Below are 21,530 nucleotides of genomic sequence, written 5' to 3'. Positions count from 1 at the left end.
CTCCGCTGGGAAGGCCGGTTCGACAGTGCGGGTGCGTTGTGGCTGGTCGCGCAGTTCCCCGCGCCCCTAAAGAGGCCTGCGGCCTCCTTTAGGAGCGCGGTACCTCAGCCAGCTCGTACCACCCTCATGATCCGCGCCACCTCCTCCGTCACCGCCTCGCGCGCCACCGTGAGGTACGCGCGTGAGTCGACCGCCTTGGGGTGTGCGATGAGGAAGTCGCGGATCGCGCCGGTCATCGCGAGGTTCAGGGCTGTTCCGAAGTTGACCTTGGTGATGCCGCCGGTGACGGCCGTCGTCAGCTCGGTGTCCGGGAGGCCGGAGGAGCCATGCAGGACGAGCGGCACGTCGAGGGCGGAGGCGAGGCGTTTGAGGAGGTCGTGGTCGAGGGCGGCGGTGCGGGTGGTCATGGCGTGGACGCTGCCGATCGCCACGGCGAGGGCGTCCACGCCGGAGTCGGCGACGAAGGCGCGTGCTTCGGCGGGATCCGTCCGGGCGGCGGGGGCGTGGGCGTCCAGCGGTGGCCGGCCGTTCTTGCCGCCGACCTCTCCCAACTCTGCCTCGATCCACAGTCCTTGGTCATGCGCCCACTGGACGGCAGTCCGCGTCGCGGTGAGGTTCTCGGCGTACGGCAGCCGCGAGGCGTCGTACATCACGGAGCTGAATCCGGCGTCGGGTGCCTGTCGCAGCAGGCCGTCGCTCTGTACGTGGTCGAGGTGCAACGCGACGGGTACGGAGGCCTGTTCGGCCGCCGCGGTCGCAGCGCGGGCCAGTGGGAGCAGCCGTCCGCCGCGGAACTTCACGGCGTTCTCGCTGACTTGGAGGATGACGGGGGCGTTCACGGATTCGGCACCGGCGACGACGGCTTCGACGTGCTCCAGCGTGATGATGTTGAACGCGGCGACAGCGGTGCGTTCCGTGGCCGCCCAGGTGACCAGCTCACCGGTTGCTGCGAGGGGCACGAGCCTCTCCTTTCGGCGACTTCGGCGTGACGGGCTCGCCGGTCAGGGCGTGGTGAGGATGACCGAGCGGGTGAGGTGGCGCGGCCGGTCGGGGTCGAGGCCGCGGGCCGCGGCGACGGCCACGGCGAGTCGCTGGGCGCGGACGAGTTCGGCGAGCGGGTCGAGGTCGCCCTCGACCCACAACCCGCCCGTGGCCCGCACCTGTTCGGCCAGACCGTCCGGCGCCTCGCCGAGCATCCAGGTCGCGGTTCCGGCGGAGGTGATGCTGATCGGGCCGTGCCGGTACTCCATCGCCGGATAGGCCTCGGCCCAGGCCAGCGAGGCTTCGCGCATCTTGAGACCGGCCTCGTTCGCGAGCCCCACGCTCCAGCCGCGGCCCAGGAACGTGAACTGCACGGAGCCGACCAGCCCGTCGGGCAGCGGCACCGACAGTGCGGTGCGGGCATCGGCGACGACAGCCTCGGTGTGCAGGCCGAGGTGGGCCCGCAGCAGCGTGAGCGCGGTGGTTGCGAACCGGGTCTGCACCACGGACCGTTCGTCGGCGAAGTCGAGCACGATCACGTCATCCGCCGCCTCCATCACGGGAGTTCGCGGATCCGCGGTGATCGCGACGGTGCGCGTACGGCCCTTCAGCCGGCCGAGGAGTCCGAGCACCTCGGTGGTGGTGCCGGAGCGGGTGAGGGCAATGACGCGGTCGTACGTCCGCCCGTACGGAAACTCTGAGGCGGCGAAGGCGTCCGTCTCACCCTGGCCCGCCTGCTCGCGCAGCGCCGCGGCAGCCTGCGCCATGAACCACGACGTACCGCAGCCCACGATCGCGACCCGCTCCCCCGCAGCGGGCAGCACGGCCGTGTGCTCCGCGGCCTGCTCGGCGGCCCGGATCCAGCACTCGGGCTGACTGTTCAGCTCGTTCTCGACATGGCTCACGCCGCGCTCTCCCCGGATGGCCGACTGGATGGCTGACATGGCCCCATCGTCGCGTACTGCTCGGGGATGGGCCGGCTGAGTGTTCTTGCGGGAGAGGCCGCGGTCGACCTGCTGCTGTGCGAGCGCACCGGCGCCGTTGTGTTGGTCGAGCGTCCAAGACACCGCGATAGCATGCTCGTACGCATCCCCTCTTGAATGCTTGAAGGAGCGGCGGCCGAATGGCTCGCATGGCAGCGAAGGACCGACGGGAAGAGCTGATCGCCGCGGCGATCCGCGTCATGGTCCGCGACGGCGTCACCAAGGCCACGACACGCGCCGTCGTGGGCGAGGCGAACATGCCGCTCGGCGTCTTCCACTACTGCTTCAACTCGCGCGAGGAGCTTCTGCAAGAGGTCATCACCCGCCTCACGGACAGCAGCGTCGCCAAGGCCAGGGACGTGTTCGCGGCAGAGGGCGACGACCTCGGCGCGCGCGTCACCAAGACCCTGTTCACCTTCTGGGAGGGTGTGGAACTCAGCCCGGGAGAGCACCAGGTGGGCTACGAACTCACCCACTACGCCCTGCGCCAGGCCGGATTCGAGGAACTGGCCCGCCGGCAGTACGACCACTACCTGGAAGTCCACCAGGAGTTCCTCGTGAAAGCCGCCGAGAGCGCGGGAATCCGGTGGACCGTGCCCCTTCCCGTCCTGGCCCGCTACCTCAACGCGGTGCTGGACGGCGTGACGCTGTGCTGGCTGGCCGACCGCAACAGCGAGCACAGCCGTGAGGTCCTCCGCCTGGCGGGCGAGCACCTCATGACCCTCGCCGGCGAGGACGACTGACGCTCCCCTGCTCATACTCCGCTACGGAGGCGAAGAGCTTCGCCATGCCCGCTCCCCCGTCTTCGTGCCTCCCTGTCTCCGTGGCTTCCTGTCTCCGTGCCCCCAGAACGTTGACTTCTGTTCATTCGGAATGAGACGGTCACCCGTACGAGTCAAGCGTCCTGTACGTATGACCAACTCAGCCCGGGCAACGTAAGCCCCGCGCCAGCAGGGAGCCTCTGGAATGCAACAGACGGCATCGGCAACCTCCGTCCTCCTCGGTCTCAGCGAGGTCCGGATGGCCCAACTCGACCGGGCCACCGAGCACTTGGACCCGCCGTTCGCCGTGGTGGACCTGGACGCCTTCGACGCCAACGCCGCCGATCTGGCACGCCGGACCGGCTCACGCGCCACCATCCGGCTGGCCAGCAAGTCGGTCCGCAGCCGCCACCTGATCCGGCGTGCGCTCGACCGGGAGGGCTACCGCGGCATTCTCGCGTTCACGCTGCCCGAAGCCCTGTGGCTGGCGCAGGAGCACGAAGACGTGGTCATCGGCTATCCGACCACGGACCGCACCGCGTTGCGGCAACTGGCGAAGGACGAGCGCGCGGCCTCACGTATCACGCTCATGGTCGACTCCGTCAGCCAACTCGACTTCATGGACGCCGTGTTGGGCGCCAGCCGACCCGACCTCCGCGTCTGCATCGATCTGGACGCCTCACTGGAGCTGGCCGGCGGACGCCTCCACCTCGGCCCGTACCGCTCCCCCGTGCACACTCCGGGGCAGGCCGCGGAACTCGCCAGGACGGTCGTGGGCCGACCCGGGTTCCACCTCGCCGGGGTCATGTCGTACGAGGGCCAGATCGCCGGACTCGGCGACAACCAGCCGGGGTCTCCCCTCAAGCGTGCCGCGCTCCGCGCCATGCAGCGCTTCTCCGCCCGCGAGTTGGCCGAGCGGCGCGCCGCGACCATCGCCGCCGTCGAGGCCGTGCAGCCATTGGAGTTCGTCAACGGCGGCGGCACCGGCTCCATCGAGCAGACCGCGTCGGAGCACGTGATCACCGAGGTCGGTGCGGGATCAGGGCTCTACGGACCGGGACTGTTCGACTTCTACCGGCACTTCCGCCCGCGGCCCGCCGCCTACTTCGTCATGTCCGTCGTACGCCGCCCGTCCGACCGGATCGCCACCGTCCTCGGCGGCGGCTGGGTCGCCTCCGGCCCGCACGGCAAAGACCGTCTGCCCACCCTGAGTTGGCCCCAGGGCCTGCGGATGAACCCCCTGGAGGGCGCGGGCGAAGTCCAGACACCCGTACTCGGCAGGGCGGCGCAGGGACTGCGGCTCGGTGACCACGTGTGGTTCCGGCACGCCAAGGCGGGCGAGCTGTGCGAGCGCGTGAACACGCTCCATCTGGTGGCGGGCGGGGAGGTCGTCGACCAGGTCCCGACGTACCGCGGCGAGGGACACGCCTTCCTCTGACCCGCCAACTCACCTGACTCGCCAACTCGTCGATTTCCGCAGCCAGTTACGCCACTATCAGGAAGGAAGGTCGTGGAGACAACCCGCTACCGTACGCCCCGGAGCAAGGCGCACGAGCGCAGGAGGGTGTGGCAGAACTGGGACGGCAACGTCACCGCCCGCCCGGTACGCGACATCGCTCCCTCCTCGGTCGAGGAACTCCGCGCCGTCGTACGCCAGGCAGCCGAGGACGGACTGACGGTGAAGCCCGTCGGCAGCGGCCACTCCTTCACCCCTGCCGCCGTGACCGACGGCGTCCTGGTACGGCTCGACCACCTCGCCGGCATCCGTGCCATCGACCGTGCGGCCGGCACGGTGACCGTGGATGCGGGTACGCGGCTCAAGACACTGAACCTGGCCCTGGCCCGGGAAGGCCTGTCGCTCACGAACATGGGCGACATCATGGAGCAGACCGTCTCGGGCGCGATCAGCACGGGCACCCATGGCACCGGCCGTGAGTCGGCTTCGATCGCGGCACAGGTCCGCGGCCTTGAACTCGTGACGGCGGACGGCTCTTTGCTCACCTGCTCGGAGCGGCAGAACCCGGAAGTGTTCGCCGCTGCTCGAATCGGCTTGGGCGCCTTGGGAGTCGTCACCGCGGTCACCCTCGCCGTGGAACCGCTTTTCCTCCTCACCGCACGCGAAGAACCGATGACCTTCGACCAGGTCACCGCCACCTTCGACGAACTCCACGCGGAGAACGAACACTTCGAGTTCTACTGGTTCCCGCACACCGACAGCTGCAACACCAAGCGCAACAACCGCAGCGCGGGTCCGCTCGCCCCGGTGGGACGGCTGAGCGGCTGGTTCGAGGACGAGTTCCTCTCCAACGGGCTGTTCCAGGTGGTCAGTTCACTGGGCCGTGGCGTGCCGGCCACCATCCCGGCGATCGCGAAGATCTCGAGCCGGGCCCTGTCGGCCCGCACGTACACGGAGATCCCCTACAAGGTGTTCACTTCGCCGCGCCGGGTGCGCTTCACAGAGATGGAGTACGCCGTCCCGCGCGCGGCCCTCGTCGACACGCTGCGCGAACTGAAGGCCATGGTCGACCGCTCGGACTTGCGGATCAGCTTCCCCGTGGAGGTCCGCACGGCACCCGCCGACGACATCACGCTCTCCACGGCGTCGGGCCGCGAGAGCGCCTACATCGCCGTCCACGTGTACCGGGGCACGCCGTACCACCAGTACTTCTCCGCCGCGGAACGCATCTTCACCGCCCACGACGGCCGCCCGCACTGGGGCAAGCTGCATACACGGGGCGCCGACGACTTCGCCAAGGCGTACCCGCGCTTCGCCGAGTTCACCGCCCTCCGGGACCGCCTCGATCCCGACCGGCGCTTCGGCAACGCGTATCTGCGCCAGGTGCTGGGGGACTGATCCGGCCGGGTGCACTGAAGGTCCCGTACGCCTGGGCCGCCCGCCATCGCTGAGGTTCTGTGCGGCAGGATGAACCCATGAGCATCGTCAAGATCAACGTCCTCACCGTGCCGGCCGAGCAGCGCGAGACGCTGGAGAAGCGCTTCGCCTCGCGAGCTGGACTCGTCGAGAGTGCCGACGGGTTCGAGTGGTTCGAACTCCTCCGCCCGGTCGACGGCACGGACAACTACCTCGTCTACACCCGGTGGCGCGACGAGGCGTCGTTCCAGGCCTGGATGGAGGGTTCGATGAAGGAAGCACACCAGGGCGGGAGCGACCGGCCCAAGCCGGCTGCCAGCGGCTCGACCGTGTGGACCATGGAGGTCCTGCAGCAGGCGGAACCGAAGTCCGACTGACCGTTCTCCCGCCGACGTGCTTGGGAGCGGAGGCCGCTCCCAAGCACCGGCCCCCTGGGGCCCCTCAGGACCCCTCAGGACCCCTTGGGTCACATACCGTCGCGGACCATGGCGGCGACGATCTGGACGTGACGATCGGCCGCCGTGTTCGAGAACTCGTTCTCGTAGTTCAGTCCGTACGGCCAGAAGTGGCCACCACCGGTGGACAGTTTGGCACCCGAACCGTCGAACTGCCTGACCAGTGCCGTGGCCTGCGCACCAGTCCAGGTGCCGCTGCCGCCGAGGCGGGACCAGCCCGAGCTCGTCCCCACGCCGATGGTGTGGGCGATCTCGTGCAGAGCGGTCCGCTGGGTCATGTAGCTGCGGTTGCTGCCGAAGCGGATGGTTCCGTTGATGTTGCCGTCGGCGGTGGGCACACCCGGCTCGTAGCGGACCCTGATGTTCTTACCGAGGTCGCTGAGGTTGTTGTAGCGGGACACCGCGGCGTTCATGGCCGCCGTGATGCGGTTGTAGGCGTCCTGTTGGTCCGCGGTGGGGTTGCTCGCCCGCTCGATGCTCCATGTGATGCTGGCGGCCGCCACCCGTTCCTGCGCTGGTGCCGGTGCGGCCTGCGGGGCGGCCTGTGCAACGCCGGGCCCGGCCAGCATGGCGGCTGCCAGCGCCGCCACGGCCACCTTGTTGCGGAGGGGTATGGGTGGTCTCTCGGTGAGCATCGGCGTCCGTCGTCGGCTCATGGAAGGGTCCTCCTGTGGGGGTGGGCCGTCGGGTGTCGGGGTGACGGCGGATCAGTCCGTCCGTCTCGCTGCGGGCGGAATGCCATGGGGCGAGCGCAGGCGCTCAGCCACCGATCTTTCCGACGCCCGCCCCTGCCCGTACGAGCGAGGGAACGTCGGCAGCCGGGTCCAGCGTGTACGAGTAGTAGGTGCGCGGCTCGGTCACGGTGCCGTTGGTCTCGCACGTTCCTGACCCGGTGAAGACGTTGTTCCGCTGCACCAGCCGGCCCGGCCCCGACTCGTCGTACCCGGAGGCGGAGTAGCAGGGGTACTCAACGCCTTCGAAGTGGTTGCCCTCGACCAGCACCCCCGCGTTCATGGTCGACGCGACGCCGTACAGGGCGTTCCCCTTGTAGTAGTTGTTGTAGACGTGCACCGGTTCGCCGAACCGCACGCGCGGGTGACGCTGCCGTGAGCCGTCGAAGAAGTTGTGGTGGATGGAGACCTTCAACTTGCCGGTGTCCTGGCCGCTGTTGCTGTCGGAGTGACCGAGCAGCATGCTCTTGTCGGTCTTGTTGAACCAGTTCCACGACACGGTGACGTACTCGGAGCCGCGGACGATGTCGATCGCCCCGTCGACGGCCCCGACGAACTCGTTGTGGTCGATCCAGATGTGGTGCGACTCCTGGCCGACGTTCACGGCGTCGTCTTCGGCATTGGTGAACTTGATGTTCCGCACGATGACGTTGTACGAGCGATAGAAGTCCAGGCCGCCGCCGTTGATGACGGCCGACGAACCGACCCCGACGATGGTCTTGTTGGGGCGCACGCCCTGCTTGCTGGTGATGTCGATGGTGCCCTGAACCTGGATGACCAGCGGACCTGTTGTGTCGATGTACTCCAGGAACTGCTCGGTGTTGGTGGCGGTCACGACCTGCCCGCCGGCTCCGCCGGTGGTGCCGTTCTGGCCGAGCGCGTTGACCGCGGCGAAGCCGGTGGGCGACGTCTCGGCCCGTGGCGTCGATGTCTGCGCGGTGGCACTGCCGCTGCCTGCGGGCACCATCGTCGCGCCGAGCAACAGGGCGAGCGCGAGTGCGGGAACGCCGCGGGCGGTGCGTAACGGACGCTTCCTTGCGGGCGTCTTCGGGAACGACGCCTTCGTACGGTTCCTCGAGTGCATGTCGGCACTCTCCCGTCAGGAGATGCACCCCGCGCACCGGATGCGCGGAGGTGTGAATGCAGAGGCACGAGCAGGGAGAAAGCGCTTTCCAAGATTTCCTGAATGCTAATCAGGTGTTTTGAGCATGTCAACGGATCGGAGTGCGGAACCCCGCAACAGGCATCTGCAGCCGGCGAGGTCAGTGCTTGGCGAACTGGACCCGGGTCGGCGGCCCGTCCGGTTTGCGAAACTTTCGCGATGCCCGGCACCCCTTTCGAGGGCGCGGGCAGCTGACGCATAGTGATGGCGCTGTTCTACCGGCCCCCATGAAGGGACAAGATGACGCGGAAGAAAGCCCTGGTGGTCAGAGGCGGGTGGGAGGGGCATCAGCCGGTCGAGGCCACGAAGCTGTTTCTGCCCTTCCTCCAGAGCAATGGATACACCGTCCGGGTCGAGGAGTCGACCGACGTCTACGCCGATACGGACGAGATGGCCGCCACCGACCTCGTCGTGCAGTGCATCACGATGTCGGAGATCGCCCCCGAGCAGCTGGCGGGACTGAGTGCGGCGGTCGTGGCGGGCACCGGCTTCACCGGCTGGCACGGCGGCATCGCCGACTCGTTCCGCGCCTCCTCCGACTATCTCCATCTGGTGGGGGGCCAGTTCGCGACCCACCCGGGCAAGGAACCGTGCGAGCGCCGGGGTGAGGCGGAGGACAACTACCTGCCGCACACCATCAACATCACCGAGTCCGGCCGCGACCACCCCGTCACCGCGGGCATCGAGGACTTCGAGCTGGACACCGAGCAGTACTGGGTGCTCCACGACGACCTCATCGACGTCCTGGCCACCACCACCCATCCCGCCCGGCCGTGGCAGCCCTGGCACCGGCCGGTCCGCTCACCGGCGGTCTGGACCCGTCAGTGGGGCGCCGGGCGCATCGTGGTGACGACCCCGGGGCACAGCCTCGACGTGCTGGAGAACCCCAACGTCCGCACCATCGTCGAAAGGGGCATGCTGTGGGCGACGCGCACCGCATAGGCGTCGTGGGTCTCGGGGTCATCTCCCGCGCGTACCTGGACACGCTCGGCGGCCATCCCGCCGTGCGCGTCACCGCGGTCGCCGACCTCGACGCCTCCCGGTCTGCGGCGGTCGCCGCCGAACTGCCCGGCGTCGAAGCGCTGACCGTCGAGGAGTTGCTGAGCAGCCCGGACGTGGACACGGTGCTGAACCTCACCGTTCCCGCGGCCCATGCCCAGATCGCCCTCGGCGCCATCGGCCACGGCAAGAACGTATACGGAGAGAAGCCGCTGGCCGCGACCCTCCCCGACGCCCACGCCGTCATGGAGGCCGCCGCGAAAGCGGGCGTCGGTGTGGGGTGCGCGCCGGACACCGTCCTGGGCACCGGAATCCAGACGGCGCGGGCGGCGGTGGAGGAGGGGAGCATCGGACGCCCCTTGTTCGCCTCGGCTGTGATGGTCACCCCGGGGCACGAACGCTGGCACCCCCACCCCGACTTCTACTACACCGCCGGGGGCGGCCCCCTGCTGGACATGGGCCCGTACTACCTGGCATCGCTCGTCCACCTGCTGGGTCCGGTGCGTGCCGTGATCGGGGCGGCCGGCCGGCTCCGTGCCGAGCGCGTCATCGGTTCCGGCCCGCGTGCGGGCGAGCGGATACCGGTCGAGGTGGACAGTCATGTCTCCGGTGTGCTCGAGCACGTGGGCGGGACCCTGACGACGATCACGACGAGCTTCGACGGCGTGGCCACCACAGCCGCGCCGATCGAGGTCCACGGCGAGACGGGGACCCTCACGGTTCCGGATCCGAACGGTTTCGACGGCGAGGTGCGGCTCTTCGAACTCGGCGACACGCAGTGGCGCACGCTTGAGACGTCGGCGGGCTACTCCGGAGGCGCACGGGGCGTCGGACTGCTCGACTTCATCGCCGCCGACGGGCAGCGGGCGCCTCGCGCGAACGGCGATCTCGCCCTGCACGTGCTGGAGACGATGAGTGCCCTCCTGCGCTCGTCGGCCGAGGGGCGCCGGATCGAGCTGACGACGTCGGCAGAGCCACCCGTTCCCGTTCCGCTGACGGCTGCTGAGGAGTGGAGAGGACACGCCGCCTGGTGACGTCGGCGGGTGTCAGTCCACGGGCCACGTGTGCGCGGGCGCGTTCATGTGCATGTAGTCCATGTATGTCGTGGTCATCTGCCGCAGGGCCTCCCATCGGTCGGAGGCGCCGGCCTTCTCCAGGTGGTGGACCATCTCCGCCTGCCACAGGGCGCCGTTGCGGGCGGTGACGCAGCGCTGCTGGATGATCCCCAGCAGGGGTTCGCGCCACTCCGCGTCCATGCCGGTCAGCTCAAGGCCTCGGTGGGCCAGGGGCAGCAGGCGCCTCAACACCAGCTCCGTGACGGGTACTTCACCGACGCCGGGCCAGTAGAGGCGGGCGTCGATGCCGTCGCGGGCCGCGGTGTGCAGATTCTCCTCGGCGACCGCGAAGGACATCCGTGTCCACACCGGCCGGTCCTCGTCGACCAGGGCACGGGTCAGGCCGTAGTAGAAGGCGCCGTTGGCGATGATGTCGGCCACGGTGGGGCCTGCGGGCAGGACACGGTTCTCGATGCGCAGATGTGGCCGGCCGTCGGTGACGGCGTAGACGGGGCGGTTCCATCGGTAGATCGTGCCGTTGTGCAGCGTCAGTTCCCCCAGTTGCGGAATGTCCCCGCGGTCGAGCGCCTCCTGCGGGTCCTCGTCGTCGCACAGGGGCAGCAACGCCGGGTAGTACCGCACGTTCTCCTCGAAGAGGTCGAAGACGCTGGTGATCCACCGCTCTCCGAACCACACCCGGGGTCGTACCCCCTGAGCCTTGATCTCCTCGGGGCGGGTGTCGGTGGCCTGCTCGAACAGAGGGATACGGGTCTCGCGCCACAACTCCCTGCCGAAGAGGAAGGGCGAGTTCGCCGCCAGGGCGATCTGTACGCCCGCGATGGCCTGGGCCGCGTTCCAGTAGGCCGCGAACTGCTTCGGGTCGACCTGCAGGTGGAACTGGGTGCTGGTGCAGGCCGCCTCGGGCGTGATGGCGTCGGCGTACATCGACAGGCGCTCCACGCCGTCCACCCTGATCCGCAGGTCCTCACCCCGCGCCGCGAAGATCTGCTCGTTGAGCAGCCGGTACCGGGGATCACCGGACAGGGCTGCCTCGCCCACGTCCGCCTCCCCCAGAGTCGGCAGAATACCGATCATGATCAGATGCGCGCCCACGGCCGAGGCGCGTTCCTCGGCGTGGTTGAGCGCGTCGCGGATCGTCTGCTCCCAGTCGCCTGGACCTCCGGCGGTGAGCTGCCGGGGCGGGATGTTGATCTCCAGGTTGAAGCGGCCCAGTTCGCTCGCCCAGGCGGGGTCGGCGATCGCCTGGAGGACCTCGGTGTTCCGCATGACCGGCCGCCCGTCGGCGTCCACCAGGTTGAGCTCGATCTCCAGCCCGACCTGGGGGCGCTCGCTCTCGAAAGCCGACTCGCGCAACATCTGCGTCAGCACATCGAGGCAGGTGTGCATCTTGTCCCGGTACCGACGGCGGTCCTCCCGCGTGAACACCAGGGCCGGCACGTCACGTCCCATAGTGGCCCCTCCCGAGTCCCCTCGGCGGATACCTCTCGTGCCCCCAGCGTGGCACTTCGGGTGGAATCCGGACAGTCAGCGCACAGGCGCGGTTCCGCGGTACCGAGCGAGCGGGCGGTGCCGGGCCGGTCACAAGTCGAGGACGAGGCGAGGCCCGCAGGAGCGGGAGACGCAGATGAGCATGGTGTCGCCGGTGGCCCGCTCGTCCTCGCTGAGCAGGGAGTCCCGGTGGTCGGGCGTGCCGTCGAGTACGTCGGTCTCGCAGGTGCCGCAGGTGCCTTCGCGGCAGGAGAAGTCCACGTCGACGCCTGCCTCCTCGAGGGATTCGAGCACCGAGCGGTCGGGCGGCACGGTGAGAGTGAGCCCGGCGCGGGCGAGCACCACCTCGAAGGCCGCGGCGGGGCGGGCTTCGGCTGCCTGCACCGGGGCGAACCGCTCGACGCCCAGCGTGCCGCCCGGCCAGTCGGCGCACTGCTCCTGCGCCGCCCGCAGCAGGGGTTCGGGGCCGCAGGCGTGCACCAGGGTGCCCTCCTCGGGTGAGCCGAGGAAGGCAGCGAGGTCGAGCAGGCCGTACTCGTCCTGTGGGCGGACGAGCACACGGTCCCCGTACGGCATGAGTCGGTCCAGGAACGCCATGGAGGTGCGGGTGCGGCCGCCGTAGAGCAGACGCCAGTCGGCTCCGGCCGCCTCGGCGGCCTCGACCATCGGCAGGATCGGTGTGATGCCGACGCCACCGGCGATGAACCGATGGCGTGGGGCCGGCCGCAGCGGGAAGTTGTTCCGCGGCCCGCGGACGCGCACGGCGGTGCCTTCCGGCAGGTGGTCGTGGACGTACGCGGAGCCGCCGCGGCCCTGCGGCTCACGCAGGACGGCGATGCGCCACGCGTCCGGTTCGGCGGGGTCCCCGCACAGCGAGTACTGGCGGATCAGGCCGCCGTCCAGGAGCAGATCGAGGTGCGCTCCCGGCGTCCAGGACGGGAGCGGCCGGCCGTCCGGGCGGCGCAGGGTGAGGGAGACGACGCCGTCGGCGACGTGGGTACGGGTCGCCACGACGAGGGTCTCCTCGTCCAGGGGCAGCTGGTCGGTCATGGTGGGTCAACCTGGTCTCGTACGGATGTGGGGACGGACGCGGGCGGGAGGTGCGGGGTCAGGCTCGCGGTGGTACGTGCAGCAGCAGTGCGTCGCCCTGGCCGCCGCCCCCGCACAGGGCCGCCGCTCCGGTACCGCCTCCACGCCGCGCCAGTTCTGTCGCGAGGGTCAGCACCAACCGGGTGCCGGTCATGCCGACCGGGTGTCCCAGAGCGATCGCGCCGCCGTTGACGTTCACCTTCTCCAGCGGGATGTCCAGCTCCCGTACGGAGGCCAGGGCCACACCGGCGAACGCCTCGTTGATCTCGAACAGGTCCAGGTCGGCGGTCTTCAGCCGGCCGTCCCGGGACAGGGCGTCACGGATCGCGCCGGCCGGCTGGACGAGCAGGGAGGGGTCGGGGCCCGCGACGGTGCCGTAGGCGCCGATCTCCGCGAGGGGAGTCAGTCCGTCCCGCCGGGCGCGTTCCGCGCTCATGACGATGACGGCCGCGGCGCCGTCGGAGAGCTGTGAGGAGTTGCCCGCGGTGACGGTGCCCCCGGAGGAGAACGCGGGTCTCAGGCGCCCCAGGCTCTCCGCGGTACTCCCCGGCCGTATCCCCTCGTCGGCCGCCACTACCGTCTCCTCGCCGCGACGCCCGGTTACCGTGACCGGGGCGATCTCCGCGGCCAGTGCGCCGGACTCCCGGGCGCGCAGGGCGAGTTGGTGCGATCGTGCGCTGTACTCGTCCTGCTCCTCGCGGGTGAAGCCGAACGGCTGCTGGTACCGCTCGGTGGCCGCACCCATGGAGACTCCGTCGAAAGCGCAGGTCAGGGCATCGCGGTCGAGGGCGTCCTCGACCGCGGCCGGTCCGTACTTCCAGCCGGTACGGGATCCGCGCAGCAGGTGCGGCGCTCCCGACATGGACTCCATCCCGCCCGCGACGACCACCTCGTGGCGGCCGGAGGCGATCATGAGATCGGCCAGCGCGATGGCGTGCAGGCCGGACAGGCAGAGCTTGTTGACGGTGCTCGCCGGTACGGCGAACGGAATGCCTGCGCTGACGGCGGCCTGCCGTGCGGGATTGGGACCGGCTCCGGCCTGGACGACGTGACCCATGACGACGGCTTCCACCGCGGCCGGATCCAGGTGTACGGCGGCCAGGGCGGCGCTGATGGCGTGTGCGCCGAGGTCGGCGGCGGACAGCGGGCTCAGGGCGCCCATCAGTTTGCCGATGGGTGTTCTGGCGCCGGCGACGATGACGGATCCGGGCACGGACGGGACCTCCTGAAGGGGATGGGGGCAGGTCAGGCGATGGCGTCGACGGCGCGCTCGGCGACCATGTGGGCCGTCTCGTTCACCGAGTGAAGGACGATGCGTCCGCCCGGCATCCGTCGCACCCGGCTGACCGAGGTGTAGCCGGGGTGGAACCAGAACATGCGGGAGAGGCCGAGCACCGTCGCCAGGTAGGTGTTGGTGATGCCGCCGTGGCACACGACCGCGACCCGCCCGCCGGGGTGGGCGTCCAGGATGGTGTCCATGGCCCGCGCCGCCCGCTCTCGGAAGGCGTCCCAGTCCAGGTCGGGCACGAAGTCCTCGTACCGTCCCTCGGAGAGCGCCACCGAACGGGGGTCGTCGGCGTTGATCTGCTCCGGCGGCGTGTAGGGGTGCGAGACGTCGGTGTCCCACTCGCGCAGGTCGTCGAGGACGGCGGCGGTCATGCCGGTGAGCCGCTCCAGCGGGGCCACCGTTTCGCGGGCCCGCTGGAAGGGGCTGGTGTAGAGGGCGTCGACGTCCTCGTGCACGAGCCAGGCCGCGAGACGCTCGGCCTGGGCGGTGCCCTCCGGCGACAGGCCCGGGTCGTAGACGCCCGCCACGGGAAGGCCGTGCCGGATGAGGAGGAGTTCAGTCATGGGGATCCTTCGTACGTACGAGGGGCGGGCACAGGTTGCTTGTGGTGGCTCAGCCGGCGATGGTGCGCTCGGAGCGCCAGTAGGGGCGGCGCATCGCGCGTTTGTCGAGCTTGCCCATCGCGTTGCGCAGGAGGCTCGGGACGAACTCGTACGACTTGGGGCACTTGTAGGCGGCCAGCCGGTCGCGGCAGAACCGGTCCAGCTCCTCGGCCGACGGCTCGTCCCCGGCGGCCACGACCAGCGCACGCAGCGACTCGCCGAAGTCTGGGTGGGGCACACCGATGACCGCGATCTCGGCGACCGCAGGGTGCCGGCGCAGCACGGCCTCGCTCTCGGCCGGGTACAGGTTGACCCCGCCGGAGACCACGACGTCGGCGGCCCGGTCGGTGATGAAGATGTAGCCGCTCGCGTCGACGTAGCCGATGTCGCCGAGCGTGAAGACGCCCGGCGCGAGATAGGCGGCCTTGGTCTTGTCCGGGTCCGCGTGGTAGCGCACTCCCCTGCCCTCGGGTGCCTGGAACGCCAGCAGTCCGAGCTCGCCGGTCGGCAGCGGACGGCCGTCGTCGTCGGCCACCAAGACCTCGTACGGGGGCTGGACGCGCCCCACCGAACCGGGATGCTCCAGCCACTCGGTGCTGCTGATGCGTGCCACGGTGCCGGCCTCGCTGGCACCGTAGGACTCGGTCAGCACCGGGCCGAACCACTCGATCATGGCCCGCTTCACGTCCGGCGGGCAGGCAGATCCGGTGTGGGAGACCTGGAGGAGGCTGGAGACGTCGTACCGGCTTCGGACCTCTTCCGGTAGGGCGAGCAGGCGTTGGAAGTGGGTGGGCACCATGACCGTGGAGGTGACCCGCCACTCCTCGACTCGGCGCAGGAACGCCTCCGCGTCATATCCGCCGAGTACGACCACCTGCTGACCGGCCGTCAGGTGCCGCAGGGACGTCAGCGGTGCGTTGTGCTGCAGCGGGCCGCATACGAGGTGCGGTCCCGGCGGGAATCCGGGGCGGGCCGCCATCGCGGCCAGGTACGCGGAGCTGTCGGGGACCGGGCCGCTCACCCAGCGCACCTCGGTGCCGCGTGCCCGGCCGGTGGTTCCGGAGGTGTAGACGAGGGGCGGCCGGGCGGCCCGGCCCGTCGGCAAGGTCCGTCCGGTGGGCGCCGCTGCCAGCCACAGGTCCCACTCGAAGGCGTGCCCGATGGCCGGGGTTCCGTGCATCACGAGCGGCAGGCCCAGTTCGCGGGCCGCCTCCAGGGCGGCGACCGCACCGGCGGGTCCGGAGATGATCCCGGTCGCGCCCGCGTCGGTGATCTGGTCGACGAGTTCGCCCACCATCAGGTGCCGGGAGGTGGCGACGGTTCCCACTCCGGCGCGCAGGCCGGCCAGATGGGCCACCAGGGTGGGGATCGCGTTGTCACCGAGGACGGCGACCCGGTCGTCGGGGCCGGGCGCGATCTCCAGCAGCCGTGCCGCCACCCGCGCGACCTGGTCGGCGAGTTCCGACCAGGTCAGCACGTCCTGATCATCGACGAGAGCGGGCTCGTGGGGTGTCTCCTGGGCGCGACGGTCGAGTGGTAGCAGAGACATGGCTCCTCCGGCGGCTCCTCGGGCCCCTCCCGGTGCGTGGGAGAGTCAATGGCGAGACTGTAGCGTTTATCAAGAAAGTACGGAACACTCTGACCCGAGCCGGAAGCATCCGCCCATGGCTCCGGCGGGCAAGGGGCCGCACACGCCCTCCTCGTTACTGAACCCGCCATCTCGTAACTGCACTTGAGGAGGAGCCATGTCCCAGCCCGATCTGGACGCATGGCGCACACAGGTCCGGCAGTGGCTGGCCACCGTGCTCGAACCGGCCCGGGAAACCGAGGCCACCGGTGACCTCGCCGTCTTCCACAACCTCCCCGAGGACGAGGAACGCCTGCTGCTGGAACGCTGCCGCGTCTACCAACGCGCCCGCTTCGACGCCGGGTACCAGGCCCTGACCCTCCCCGGGGACAAGGGCGGAGCGGGCCTGACCGCCGCCCACGTGGCGGCCTTCGCCCAGGAGGAGTCGGCCTTCGAGGTGCCGCCCTCCACCGAGCTGATCAGCGTCACCGTGCGCCTGGTCGGGATGTCGGTCTCCCTGTTCGGAACGGCCGAGCAACGCGACGAGTACGCACGGGCGTTTCTGCGTACGGACCTGCTGGCCTGCCAGCTCTTCAGCGAGCCCGGCGCCGGATCCGACCTCGCCGCGGTGCGTACGCGCGCCCGGCGGGACGGCGAGGACTGGGTGATCGACGGTCAGAAGGTGTGGACCTCGGGAGCCCAGTTTGCCGACTTCGGGCTGCTGCTCGCCCGCACCGATCCGGACGTCGTGAAGCAGGCGGGCATCACCGCGTTCCTGGTCCCGATGGACGCACCCGGTGTAGAGGTGCGCCCCATCCGCCAGATGAGCGGCGGTGCCTCGTTCAACGAGGTGTTCCTCAGCGGCGTACGCGTTCCGGACCGGCTACGGATCGGGCGTCCGGGGCAGGGCTGGGAGGTCGCCACCACCACTCTCGCCTTCGAACGGACCGCCTCCGGCAGCGGCAACCGGCGCAAGGGCGGCACTTTCCCGGACGTGCTCGCCCTCGCGCGCTCGCTCGACCGCACGGGAGATCCGCTGGTTCGCCAGCAGCTCGCCGACCTGTACGTGCGTACCGCGCTCCGTGCCGCCACCGTGGACCGCGTCGCCAGGGCGAGTGCCGCCGGTGACAAGCCGGGCCCGGAGGCGTCCCTGACCAAACTCATGGCCTCCGACCTGCTGAGCCGCACGGGGCAGGTCGCCGCCGAGCTGCTGGGCGCCCGGATCAGCGCCGACACCGGGGAACCGGGCACGTTCGCCTGGACCCAGCACCTGCTCGGCGCCCCTGGGTACCGGCTGGCCGGTGGCACCGACCAGATCCAGCGCAACCTCATCGGCGAGCGCGTACTGAAACTGCCGCCGGAACCGCGGGTGGACCGGGTGCCGTTCTCACAGCTTCCCGGCAACTGACACACCGGCCGCTACGGCCACCACACCATCACGGCATCACAAAGGAGTGACCTCAATGGATCTGGGACTGACAGGTGCGAAGGCGCTGGTGACCGGTGCGAGCCGGGGTATCGGGCGGGCGATCGCGGGAACCTTGGCCGCGGAGGGCTGCGCGCTGGCGCTGTGCGCCCGGGGCGAGGAGGCACTCGCGAAGGCCGCCGCCGAGTTGCGCGGCGAGGGGGCGACGGTGTTCGCCGAGCCGGTCGACGTCACCGACCCGGCCGCGCTCGCGGGCTTCGTGGAGCGGGCGGCCGGCGAACTGGGTGGCCTGGACCTGCTGGTGTCCAATGTCTCGGCAGGCAACGTCAAGGGCCCCGAGTCGTGGGAGGCCAGCCTGCGCGGTGACCTGGTCCCGTTCGCTGGACTCGTCGAGGCGGCCATGCCCTACCTGGAGGCCTCCGACCGGGCCGCCGTGGTCGCCATCGGCACCACCAACGCCTCCGACACCGCACGCCCTGCCGGAGCCAACTCCTACTCCGCCATGAAGGCCGCGGTCGTCCAGCATGCTTCGGCTCTGGCGCACTCCCTCGCTCCGAAGGGCATCCGAGTCAACACGGTCTCCCCCGGCCCGATCGACTTCCCCGGCGGCGCCTGGGAGACCATCCGCACCAGCCGCCCGGAGGTCTACGAGGAGGTCCTCGCCAAGCTGCCCATCGGCCGTTACGGCACCGCGGAGGACGTGGCCGCGGCGGTGGCGTTCCTGCTCGGGCGGACCGGCTCCTTCTGCGTCGGCGTCAACCTCGTGGTGGACGGCGGGCTGTTGACCCGCGTCCAGTACTGAGCCGTGGCGGGCCCGGCCGGCCGCCTGGACGCCGTGCTGGTCTGCGGCGGCAAATGGCACGACTTCGACTATGCGCGGCTGCGGCTGCTGGAACTGCTCGGTGATCACCCGCGAGTGCGGACCACCGTCCACCAGGACTACGACTGTGTCGACGCTCTGAAGAAGGCCGACCTGCTGGTCACCTACACCTGCGACGTACGGCCCCGCCCGGCCCAGCGGGCCGCGCTGGCCCGGTTCGTCGAGCGAGGCGGGCGCTGGCTCGCCCTGCACGGCACCAACGCGGTGATCGAGGCGCCGGCCCTCGGCGGGCCGCGGGTGTTCACCACCCCGCGGCTCCTCGGGGAGCTTGCCGAGGTGCTTGGCAGCCAGTTTGTCGCCCACCCGCCGATCGAGCCGTACGAGGTCCAGGTCACCCGGCCCGGCCATCCGCTGGTCGCCGGGATCGAGCCGTTCACGGTCACCGACGAGTTGTACGTCTGTGAGCTGCACGGGGAGCTGGAGGTGCTGCTGCACGCCGAGTACACGGGGCCGTGCCGCGGTTTCGCCGAGGGCGACACGGCGGCGCTCGACGACGCGCCGCGGCCCGTGCTGTATCTGAAGCGACACGGCTACGGGGAGGTGTGCTGCTTCACCCTCGGGCACTGCCGGGGGCGGTACGACGTGCAGGACCTTGGTGTGGATGACACCGGGCGGGTGGACCGGGGGCCTTGGGAGACGCCGGAGTTCGTGACGGTGTTGCGGCGGTGTGTGGAGAGGGTGGTTTCACCCCCGCCGCCCCTTCCCGTCCCGTCCCTGGGGGCTGCCGCCCCCAGACCCCCGCTTTCGGCCTGAACGGCCTCGTCCTCAAACGCCGGACGGGCTGACTTGATGCGGGACTGGGCTGCAAAGTGCCCCCTGGGCAAGGATCCTCTCGGGCAGCGGAATCTCAGCTGCGGAAATCAGCCCAGGCCGCGGAAAATCAGCCCCTCCGGCGTTTGAGGAGCGGGGGTTCGGGGGCTGGCCCCCGACGGGTCTGGGGCGGAGCCCCAGAGGGATGGGACGGGTAGGGGCGGCGGGGGCGAAAACCCTCGCGGCCGCCCCGGCTCACCCGTGCGGCAGCACCACCGCACGGCCGACGATCTCCCCGGCATGCAGGCGCTCATACGCTGCCGGAGCGTCCTCGATCGAGAACGTCTCCACATGGGAGGAGACCAGCCCCTCCCGCGCAAGCCCGACGACGTCGATGAGCTCCACCCGGCTCCCCCAGTACGGCGCCGACGCGGACACCCCGAACGGCAGCCCCCCACCGAAGCCGACCGCCAGAGTCCCACCCCCGATCCCGACGACGGTCACATCACCCGCCACCGCCACCGACGCGGCGGCCACCGCCAAGGTCGCCTCGACCCCTACGAAGTCCAGCACGACCTCCGCCCCGGTGCCGCCGGTCAGCTCCCGTACCCGTGTCGCCGCCTCCTCATCGGAGAGCAGCGTCTCGTGAGCGCCCACCGCGCGCGCCAACTCCAGCTTCTCCTTGCTCACATCGAGAGCGACAACCCGGGCCGACGTCAGCGCGCGCAACAGTTGTACGGCGAGATGCCCCAGCCCACCGACACCGATCACCACCGCCGTACTGCCCGGCACCAGCTTCGGCAGCGCCTGCCTGATCGCGTGATACGGCGTCAGCCCGGCGTCGGTGAGCGGTGCCGCCTGCACCGGGTCCAGTCCACCCAACGGCACCAGGTGGCGGGGCGAGTCCACCACCATGTACTCGGCGAGGGCGCCGGGAGAGCCAAGACCGGGCGGCATGATGCCGAGCCCGGCGGCGTGCGGACAGTAGTTCTCCCTGCCCTCGGCGCAGGTACGGCAGCGGCCGCAGCCCCACGGTCCGTACACCGCCACCTCGTCGCCCTCCGCCACCTCGGTGACACCGTTACCCAGAGCCGCGACGGTTCCGACGCCCTCGTGACCGAGCGTCATCGGCAGCGGGTAAGGGAAGATTTCCTCGGGCCAGCTCATGACCGCCAGGTCGGAGTGGCACAGCCCCGCGGCTGTCACCTTCAACAGCACCTGGCCCGGCCCCGGTTCGGGCACCGGAACCTCGACCACCTCGGGCCCGACACCCACCGCCCGGTACTGAACCGCTTTCATCATCAGACCTTCTTGTCAGGACTGGCTACAGGCTCGGCGGGCGACGGCTTCCGGCGGCGCAGAACCGCCGGTAGCGCGATCCGCCCACCCGTGAGAACCAGCGCGACGATGAGAACGGAGCCGGTGAACAGGCTCGTGGCCCACGGCGCGCTGGTGGCGAGGCCGAGCCCGGTGATGCCGGTGCCGAGCAGGAGTACGGCGATCACTGTTCCCCAGGCGTTGAAGCGCCCCGCACGCAGCTGGGTCGCTCCGACGAAGGCCGCCGCGTAGGCCGACAGCAGGTACGGCGTGCCGGCGGTCGGCGATCCGGATCCGACGGAGGACGCGAACACGACCCCGGCGAAACCGGAGAGCAGCGCGGACGTCACCAGGGTCATGAAGCGCAGTCGGCCGGTGCGTACTCCTTGTAGACGTGCCGCGTTCTCGTTGAAGCCGGTCGCGTACAGCCGGCGGCCGGTGGCGGTGTGTTCCAGCAGGAACCAGATGGCCGTCGCGGCGAGGAGCAGATACAGCACGGGCAGCGTGATGCCGCCGGCGTCCAGTTGGGCGATGCTGGCAAACGGCTTGGCCAGCAGTTGGAGGCCGGTGATCGAGCTGTCGTTGGTCACCATGGTGATCAGGGACTGGATCAGTGCGCCGGTGGCCAGCGTGGCGATGAACGAGTCGACCCGCAGCACCACCACCACGATTCCGTTGATCACCCCGACCAGCAGGGCGGCCGTCATCGCCAGGGTGATCGCGGTGCCGGAGCCGAGGCCCGCGTTGACCAGGAAATGGGCGGTCAGCACGCTGGTCAGCGACATGGTGAAGGCGACGGAGAGGTCGAAGACGCGTGCGGCCAGCGGAGCGACAACGCTGAGCGCCACCAGACCGGCCACGGCGTTGCCGTTCAGTACCTGCTTGACCGTGGTGGCGGTCGGGAACGTCTCCGGCGCCCACACGGAGAAGATCACGACGATGAGCAGCCACACGTAGACGGCGCCGATGTTCCGGAACGACAGGGCGGCCGCCGCCCGCCGGCCCAGCGCGACGGGCGTCCCCGCGGTGTACACCGCGGGGGCGTCCGGGTCGGTGACCGGCCGGTGTTCCGCCGGCCGGGTCGGGGTGGATGTCATGTCACT

Annotated in this window: 20 protein-coding genes; 9 read left to right on the top strand and 11 right to left on the bottom strand. The window is 70.3% G+C overall.

Annotation, left to right across the window (positions count from 1 at the left end; all coding sequences use genetic code 11):
* Window positions 1-104: 104 nt before the first annotated feature.
* Together IEZ21_RS17495 and IEZ21_RS17490 are read right to left on the bottom strand one after the other, a co-directional pair.
* Complete coding sequence (locus IEZ21_RS17495; protein ID WP_189322804.1) at window positions 105-959, bottom strand: class II fructose-bisphosphate aldolase; 855 nt, start codon at window positions 957-959, stop codon at window positions 105-107.
* A gap of 42 nt (window positions 960-1,001) precedes the next feature.
* The gene (locus IEZ21_RS17490; protein ID WP_189322917.1) at window positions 1,002-1,886 is read right to left on the bottom strand and encodes an SIS domain-containing protein; all 885 of its coding nucleotides are present in this window, start codon (window positions 1,884-1,886) and stop codon (window positions 1,002-1,004) included.
* A 218-nt stretch (window positions 1,887-2,104) separates the two neighbouring features.
* Here IEZ21_RS17490 and IEZ21_RS17485 point away from each other — a divergent pair, with 218 nt between their 5' ends.
* From IEZ21_RS17485 to IEZ21_RS17470, 4 genes are all read left to right on the top strand, one after another.
* Window positions 2,105-2,707, top strand: coding sequence for a TetR/AcrR family transcriptional regulator (locus tag IEZ21_RS17485; RefSeq protein ID WP_246567842.1), 603 nt, complete (start codon window positions 2,105-2,107; stop codon window positions 2,705-2,707).
* A 223-nt stretch (window positions 2,708-2,930) separates the two neighbouring features.
* Window positions 2,931-4,163, top strand: a complete 1,233-nt coding sequence (locus IEZ21_RS17480) for an amino acid deaminase/aldolase (RefSeq protein ID WP_189322803.1) — start codon at window positions 2,931-2,933, stop codon at window positions 4,161-4,163.
* 72 nt (window positions 4,164-4,235) lie between these two features.
* Window positions 4,236-5,579 (top strand): D-arabinono-1,4-lactone oxidase, encoded by a 1,344-nt coding sequence (locus tag IEZ21_RS17475; RefSeq protein WP_246567840.1) that lies wholly within the window; start codon window positions 4,236-4,238, stop codon window positions 5,577-5,579.
* A gap of 77 nt (window positions 5,580-5,656) precedes the next feature.
* Window positions 5,657-5,974, top strand: coding sequence for an antibiotic biosynthesis monooxygenase family protein (locus IEZ21_RS17470; protein ID WP_033318577.1), 318 nt, complete (start codon window positions 5,657-5,659; stop codon window positions 5,972-5,974).
* Window positions 5,975-6,063: 89 nt separating this feature from the next.
* Here the strand turns inward: IEZ21_RS17470 and IEZ21_RS17465 are convergent, their stop codons facing one another.
* Together IEZ21_RS17465 and IEZ21_RS17460 are read right to left on the bottom strand one after the other, a co-directional pair.
* Complete coding sequence (locus tag IEZ21_RS17465) at window positions 6,064-6,687, bottom strand: hypothetical protein (RefSeq protein WP_189322914.1); 624 nt, start codon at window positions 6,685-6,687, stop codon at window positions 6,064-6,066.
* A 124-nt stretch (window positions 6,688-6,811) separates the two neighbouring features.
* The gene (locus tag IEZ21_RS17460; protein ID WP_444544976.1) at window positions 6,812-7,750 is read right to left on the bottom strand and encodes a pectate lyase family protein; all 939 of its coding nucleotides are present in this window, start codon (window positions 7,748-7,750) and stop codon (window positions 6,812-6,814) included.
* Between the two features lie 435 nt (window positions 7,751-8,185).
* Between IEZ21_RS17460 and IEZ21_RS17455 the strand changes: the two genes are divergently transcribed.
* Window positions 8,186-8,887, top strand: coding sequence for a ThuA domain-containing protein (locus IEZ21_RS17455; protein ID WP_189322801.1), 702 nt, complete (start codon window positions 8,186-8,188; stop codon window positions 8,885-8,887).
* Window positions 8,866-9,978, top strand: a complete 1,113-nt coding sequence (locus IEZ21_RS17450) for a Gfo/Idh/MocA family protein (RefSeq protein WP_189322800.1) — start codon at window positions 8,866-8,868, stop codon at window positions 9,976-9,978. Before IEZ21_RS17455 ends, IEZ21_RS17450 begins: the two co-directional genes overlap by 22 nt.
* Before the next feature lie 12 nt (window positions 9,979-9,990).
* Here the strand turns inward: IEZ21_RS17450 and IEZ21_RS17445 are convergent, their stop codons facing one another.
* The 5 genes from IEZ21_RS17445 to IEZ21_RS17425 form a co-directional block, all read right to left on the bottom strand.
* Complete coding sequence (locus tag IEZ21_RS17445; RefSeq protein ID WP_189322799.1) at window positions 9,991-11,469, bottom strand: glutamate-cysteine ligase family protein; 1,479 nt, start codon at window positions 11,467-11,469, stop codon at window positions 9,991-9,993.
* A 129-nt stretch (window positions 11,470-11,598) separates the two neighbouring features.
* Window positions 11,599-12,558 (bottom strand): PDR/VanB family oxidoreductase, encoded by a 960-nt coding sequence (locus IEZ21_RS17440; RefSeq protein WP_189322798.1) that lies wholly within the window; start codon window positions 12,556-12,558, stop codon window positions 11,599-11,601.
* Window positions 12,559-12,616: 58 nt separating this feature from the next.
* Window positions 12,617-13,810, bottom strand: coding sequence for an acetyl-CoA C-acyltransferase (locus IEZ21_RS17435; RefSeq protein ID WP_189322797.1), 1,194 nt, complete (start codon window positions 13,808-13,810; stop codon window positions 12,617-12,619).
* 32 nt (window positions 13,811-13,842) lie between these two features.
* A complete protein-coding gene (locus tag IEZ21_RS17430) occupies window positions 13,843-14,448 on the bottom strand; it encodes a histidine phosphatase family protein (protein WP_033318583.1) in 606 nt (201 codons plus the stop codon).
* Window positions 14,449-14,497: 49 nt separating this feature from the next.
* Window positions 14,498-16,036: an AMP-binding protein gene (locus tag IEZ21_RS17425; protein WP_189322796.1), complete on the bottom strand. Its 1,539-nt coding sequence runs from the start codon at window positions 16,034-16,036 to the stop codon at window positions 14,498-14,500.
* Window positions 16,037-16,232: 196 nt separating this feature from the next.
* Between IEZ21_RS17425 and IEZ21_RS17420 the strand changes: the two genes are divergently transcribed.
* From IEZ21_RS17420 to IEZ21_RS17410, 3 genes are read left to right on the top strand one after another with little or no spacing between them, the layout of a single operon-like run.
* Entirely contained in the window at window positions 16,233-17,462 is a 1,230-nt protein-coding gene (locus IEZ21_RS17420) for an acyl-CoA dehydrogenase family protein (protein ID WP_189322795.1), read from the top strand.
* Window positions 17,463-17,517: 55 nt separating this feature from the next.
* The gene (locus IEZ21_RS17415; protein WP_189322794.1) at window positions 17,518-18,282 is read left to right on the top strand and encodes an SDR family NAD(P)-dependent oxidoreductase; all 765 of its coding nucleotides are present in this window, start codon (window positions 17,518-17,520) and stop codon (window positions 18,280-18,282) included.
* Window positions 18,283-18,285: 3 nt separating this feature from the next.
* Window positions 18,286-19,113 (top strand): ThuA domain-containing protein, encoded by an 828-nt coding sequence (locus tag IEZ21_RS17410; protein WP_189322793.1) that lies wholly within the window; start codon window positions 18,286-18,288, stop codon window positions 19,111-19,113.
* Window positions 19,114-19,365: 252 nt separating this feature from the next.
* On the opposite strand, the gene IEZ21_RS17405 is transcribed toward IEZ21_RS17410, so the two are convergent.
* Entirely contained in the window at window positions 19,366-20,409 is a 1,044-nt protein-coding gene (locus tag IEZ21_RS17405; protein ID WP_189322913.1) for an NAD(P)-dependent alcohol dehydrogenase, read from the bottom strand.
* Between the two features lie 2 nt (window positions 20,410-20,411).
* Window positions 20,412-21,524 (bottom strand): ABC transporter permease, encoded by a 1,113-nt coding sequence (locus IEZ21_RS17400; RefSeq protein ID WP_189322792.1) that lies wholly within the window; start codon window positions 21,522-21,524, stop codon window positions 20,412-20,414.
* Window positions 21,525-21,530: the final 6 nt, after the last annotated feature.

The organism is Streptomyces flaveus (assembly GCF_014647675.1).
Lineage (GTDB): Bacteria > Actinomycetota > Actinomycetes > Streptomycetales > Streptomycetaceae > Streptomyces > Streptomyces flaveus.
This window is presented reverse-complemented; position numbering and strand designations above follow the sequence as displayed.

Bases quoted from the DNA above. Each gene is read 5' to 3' on its own strand.
- IEZ21_RS17485 (WP_246567842.1), top strand. From the start codon at position 2,105: ATGGCTCGCATGGCAGCGAAGGACCGACGGGAAGAGCTGATCGCCGCG.
- IEZ21_RS17415 (WP_189322794.1), top strand. From the start codon at position 17,518: ATGGATCTGGGACTGACAGGTGCGAAGGCGCTGGTGACCGGTGCGAGC.
- IEZ21_RS17420 (WP_189322795.1), top strand. From the start codon at position 16,233: ATGTCCCAGCCCGATCTGGACGCATGGCGCACACAGGTCCGGCAGTGG.
- IEZ21_RS17425 (WP_189322796.1), bottom strand. From the start codon at position 16,036: ATGTCTCTGCTACCACTCGACCGTCGCGCCCAGGAGACACCCCACGAG.
- IEZ21_RS17430 (WP_033318583.1), bottom strand. From the start codon at position 14,448: ATGACTGAACTCCTCCTCATCCGGCACGGCCTTCCCGTGGCGGGCGTC.
- IEZ21_RS17440 (WP_189322798.1), bottom strand. From the start codon at position 12,558: ATGACCGACCAGCTGCCCCTGGACGAGGAGACCCTCGTCGTGGCGACC.
- IEZ21_RS17465 (WP_189322914.1), bottom strand. From the start codon at position 6,687: ATGCTCACCGAGAGACCACCCATACCCCTCCGCAACAAGGTGGCCGTG.
- IEZ21_RS17460 (WP_444544976.1), bottom strand. From the start codon at position 7,750: ATGGTGCCCGCAGGCAGCGGCAGTGCCACCGCGCAGACATCGACGCCA.
- IEZ21_RS17445 (WP_189322799.1), bottom strand. From the start codon at position 11,469: ATGGGACGTGACGTGCCGGCCCTGGTGTTCACGCGGGAGGACCGCCGT.
- IEZ21_RS17455 (WP_189322801.1), top strand. From the start codon at position 8,186: ATGACGCGGAAGAAAGCCCTGGTGGTCAGAGGCGGGTGGGAGGGGCAT.
- IEZ21_RS17480 (WP_189322803.1), top strand. From the start codon at position 2,931: ATGCAACAGACGGCATCGGCAACCTCCGTCCTCCTCGGTCTCAGCGAG.
- IEZ21_RS17400 (WP_189322792.1), bottom strand. From the start codon at position 21,524: ATGACATCCACCCCGACCCGGCCGGCGGAACACCGGCCGGTCACCGAC.
- IEZ21_RS17405 (WP_189322913.1), bottom strand. From the start codon at position 20,409: ATGAAAGCGGTTCAGTACCGGGCGGTGGGTGTCGGGCCCGAGGTGGTC.
- IEZ21_RS17470 (WP_033318577.1), top strand. From the start codon at position 5,657: ATGAGCATCGTCAAGATCAACGTCCTCACCGTGCCGGCCGAGCAGCGC.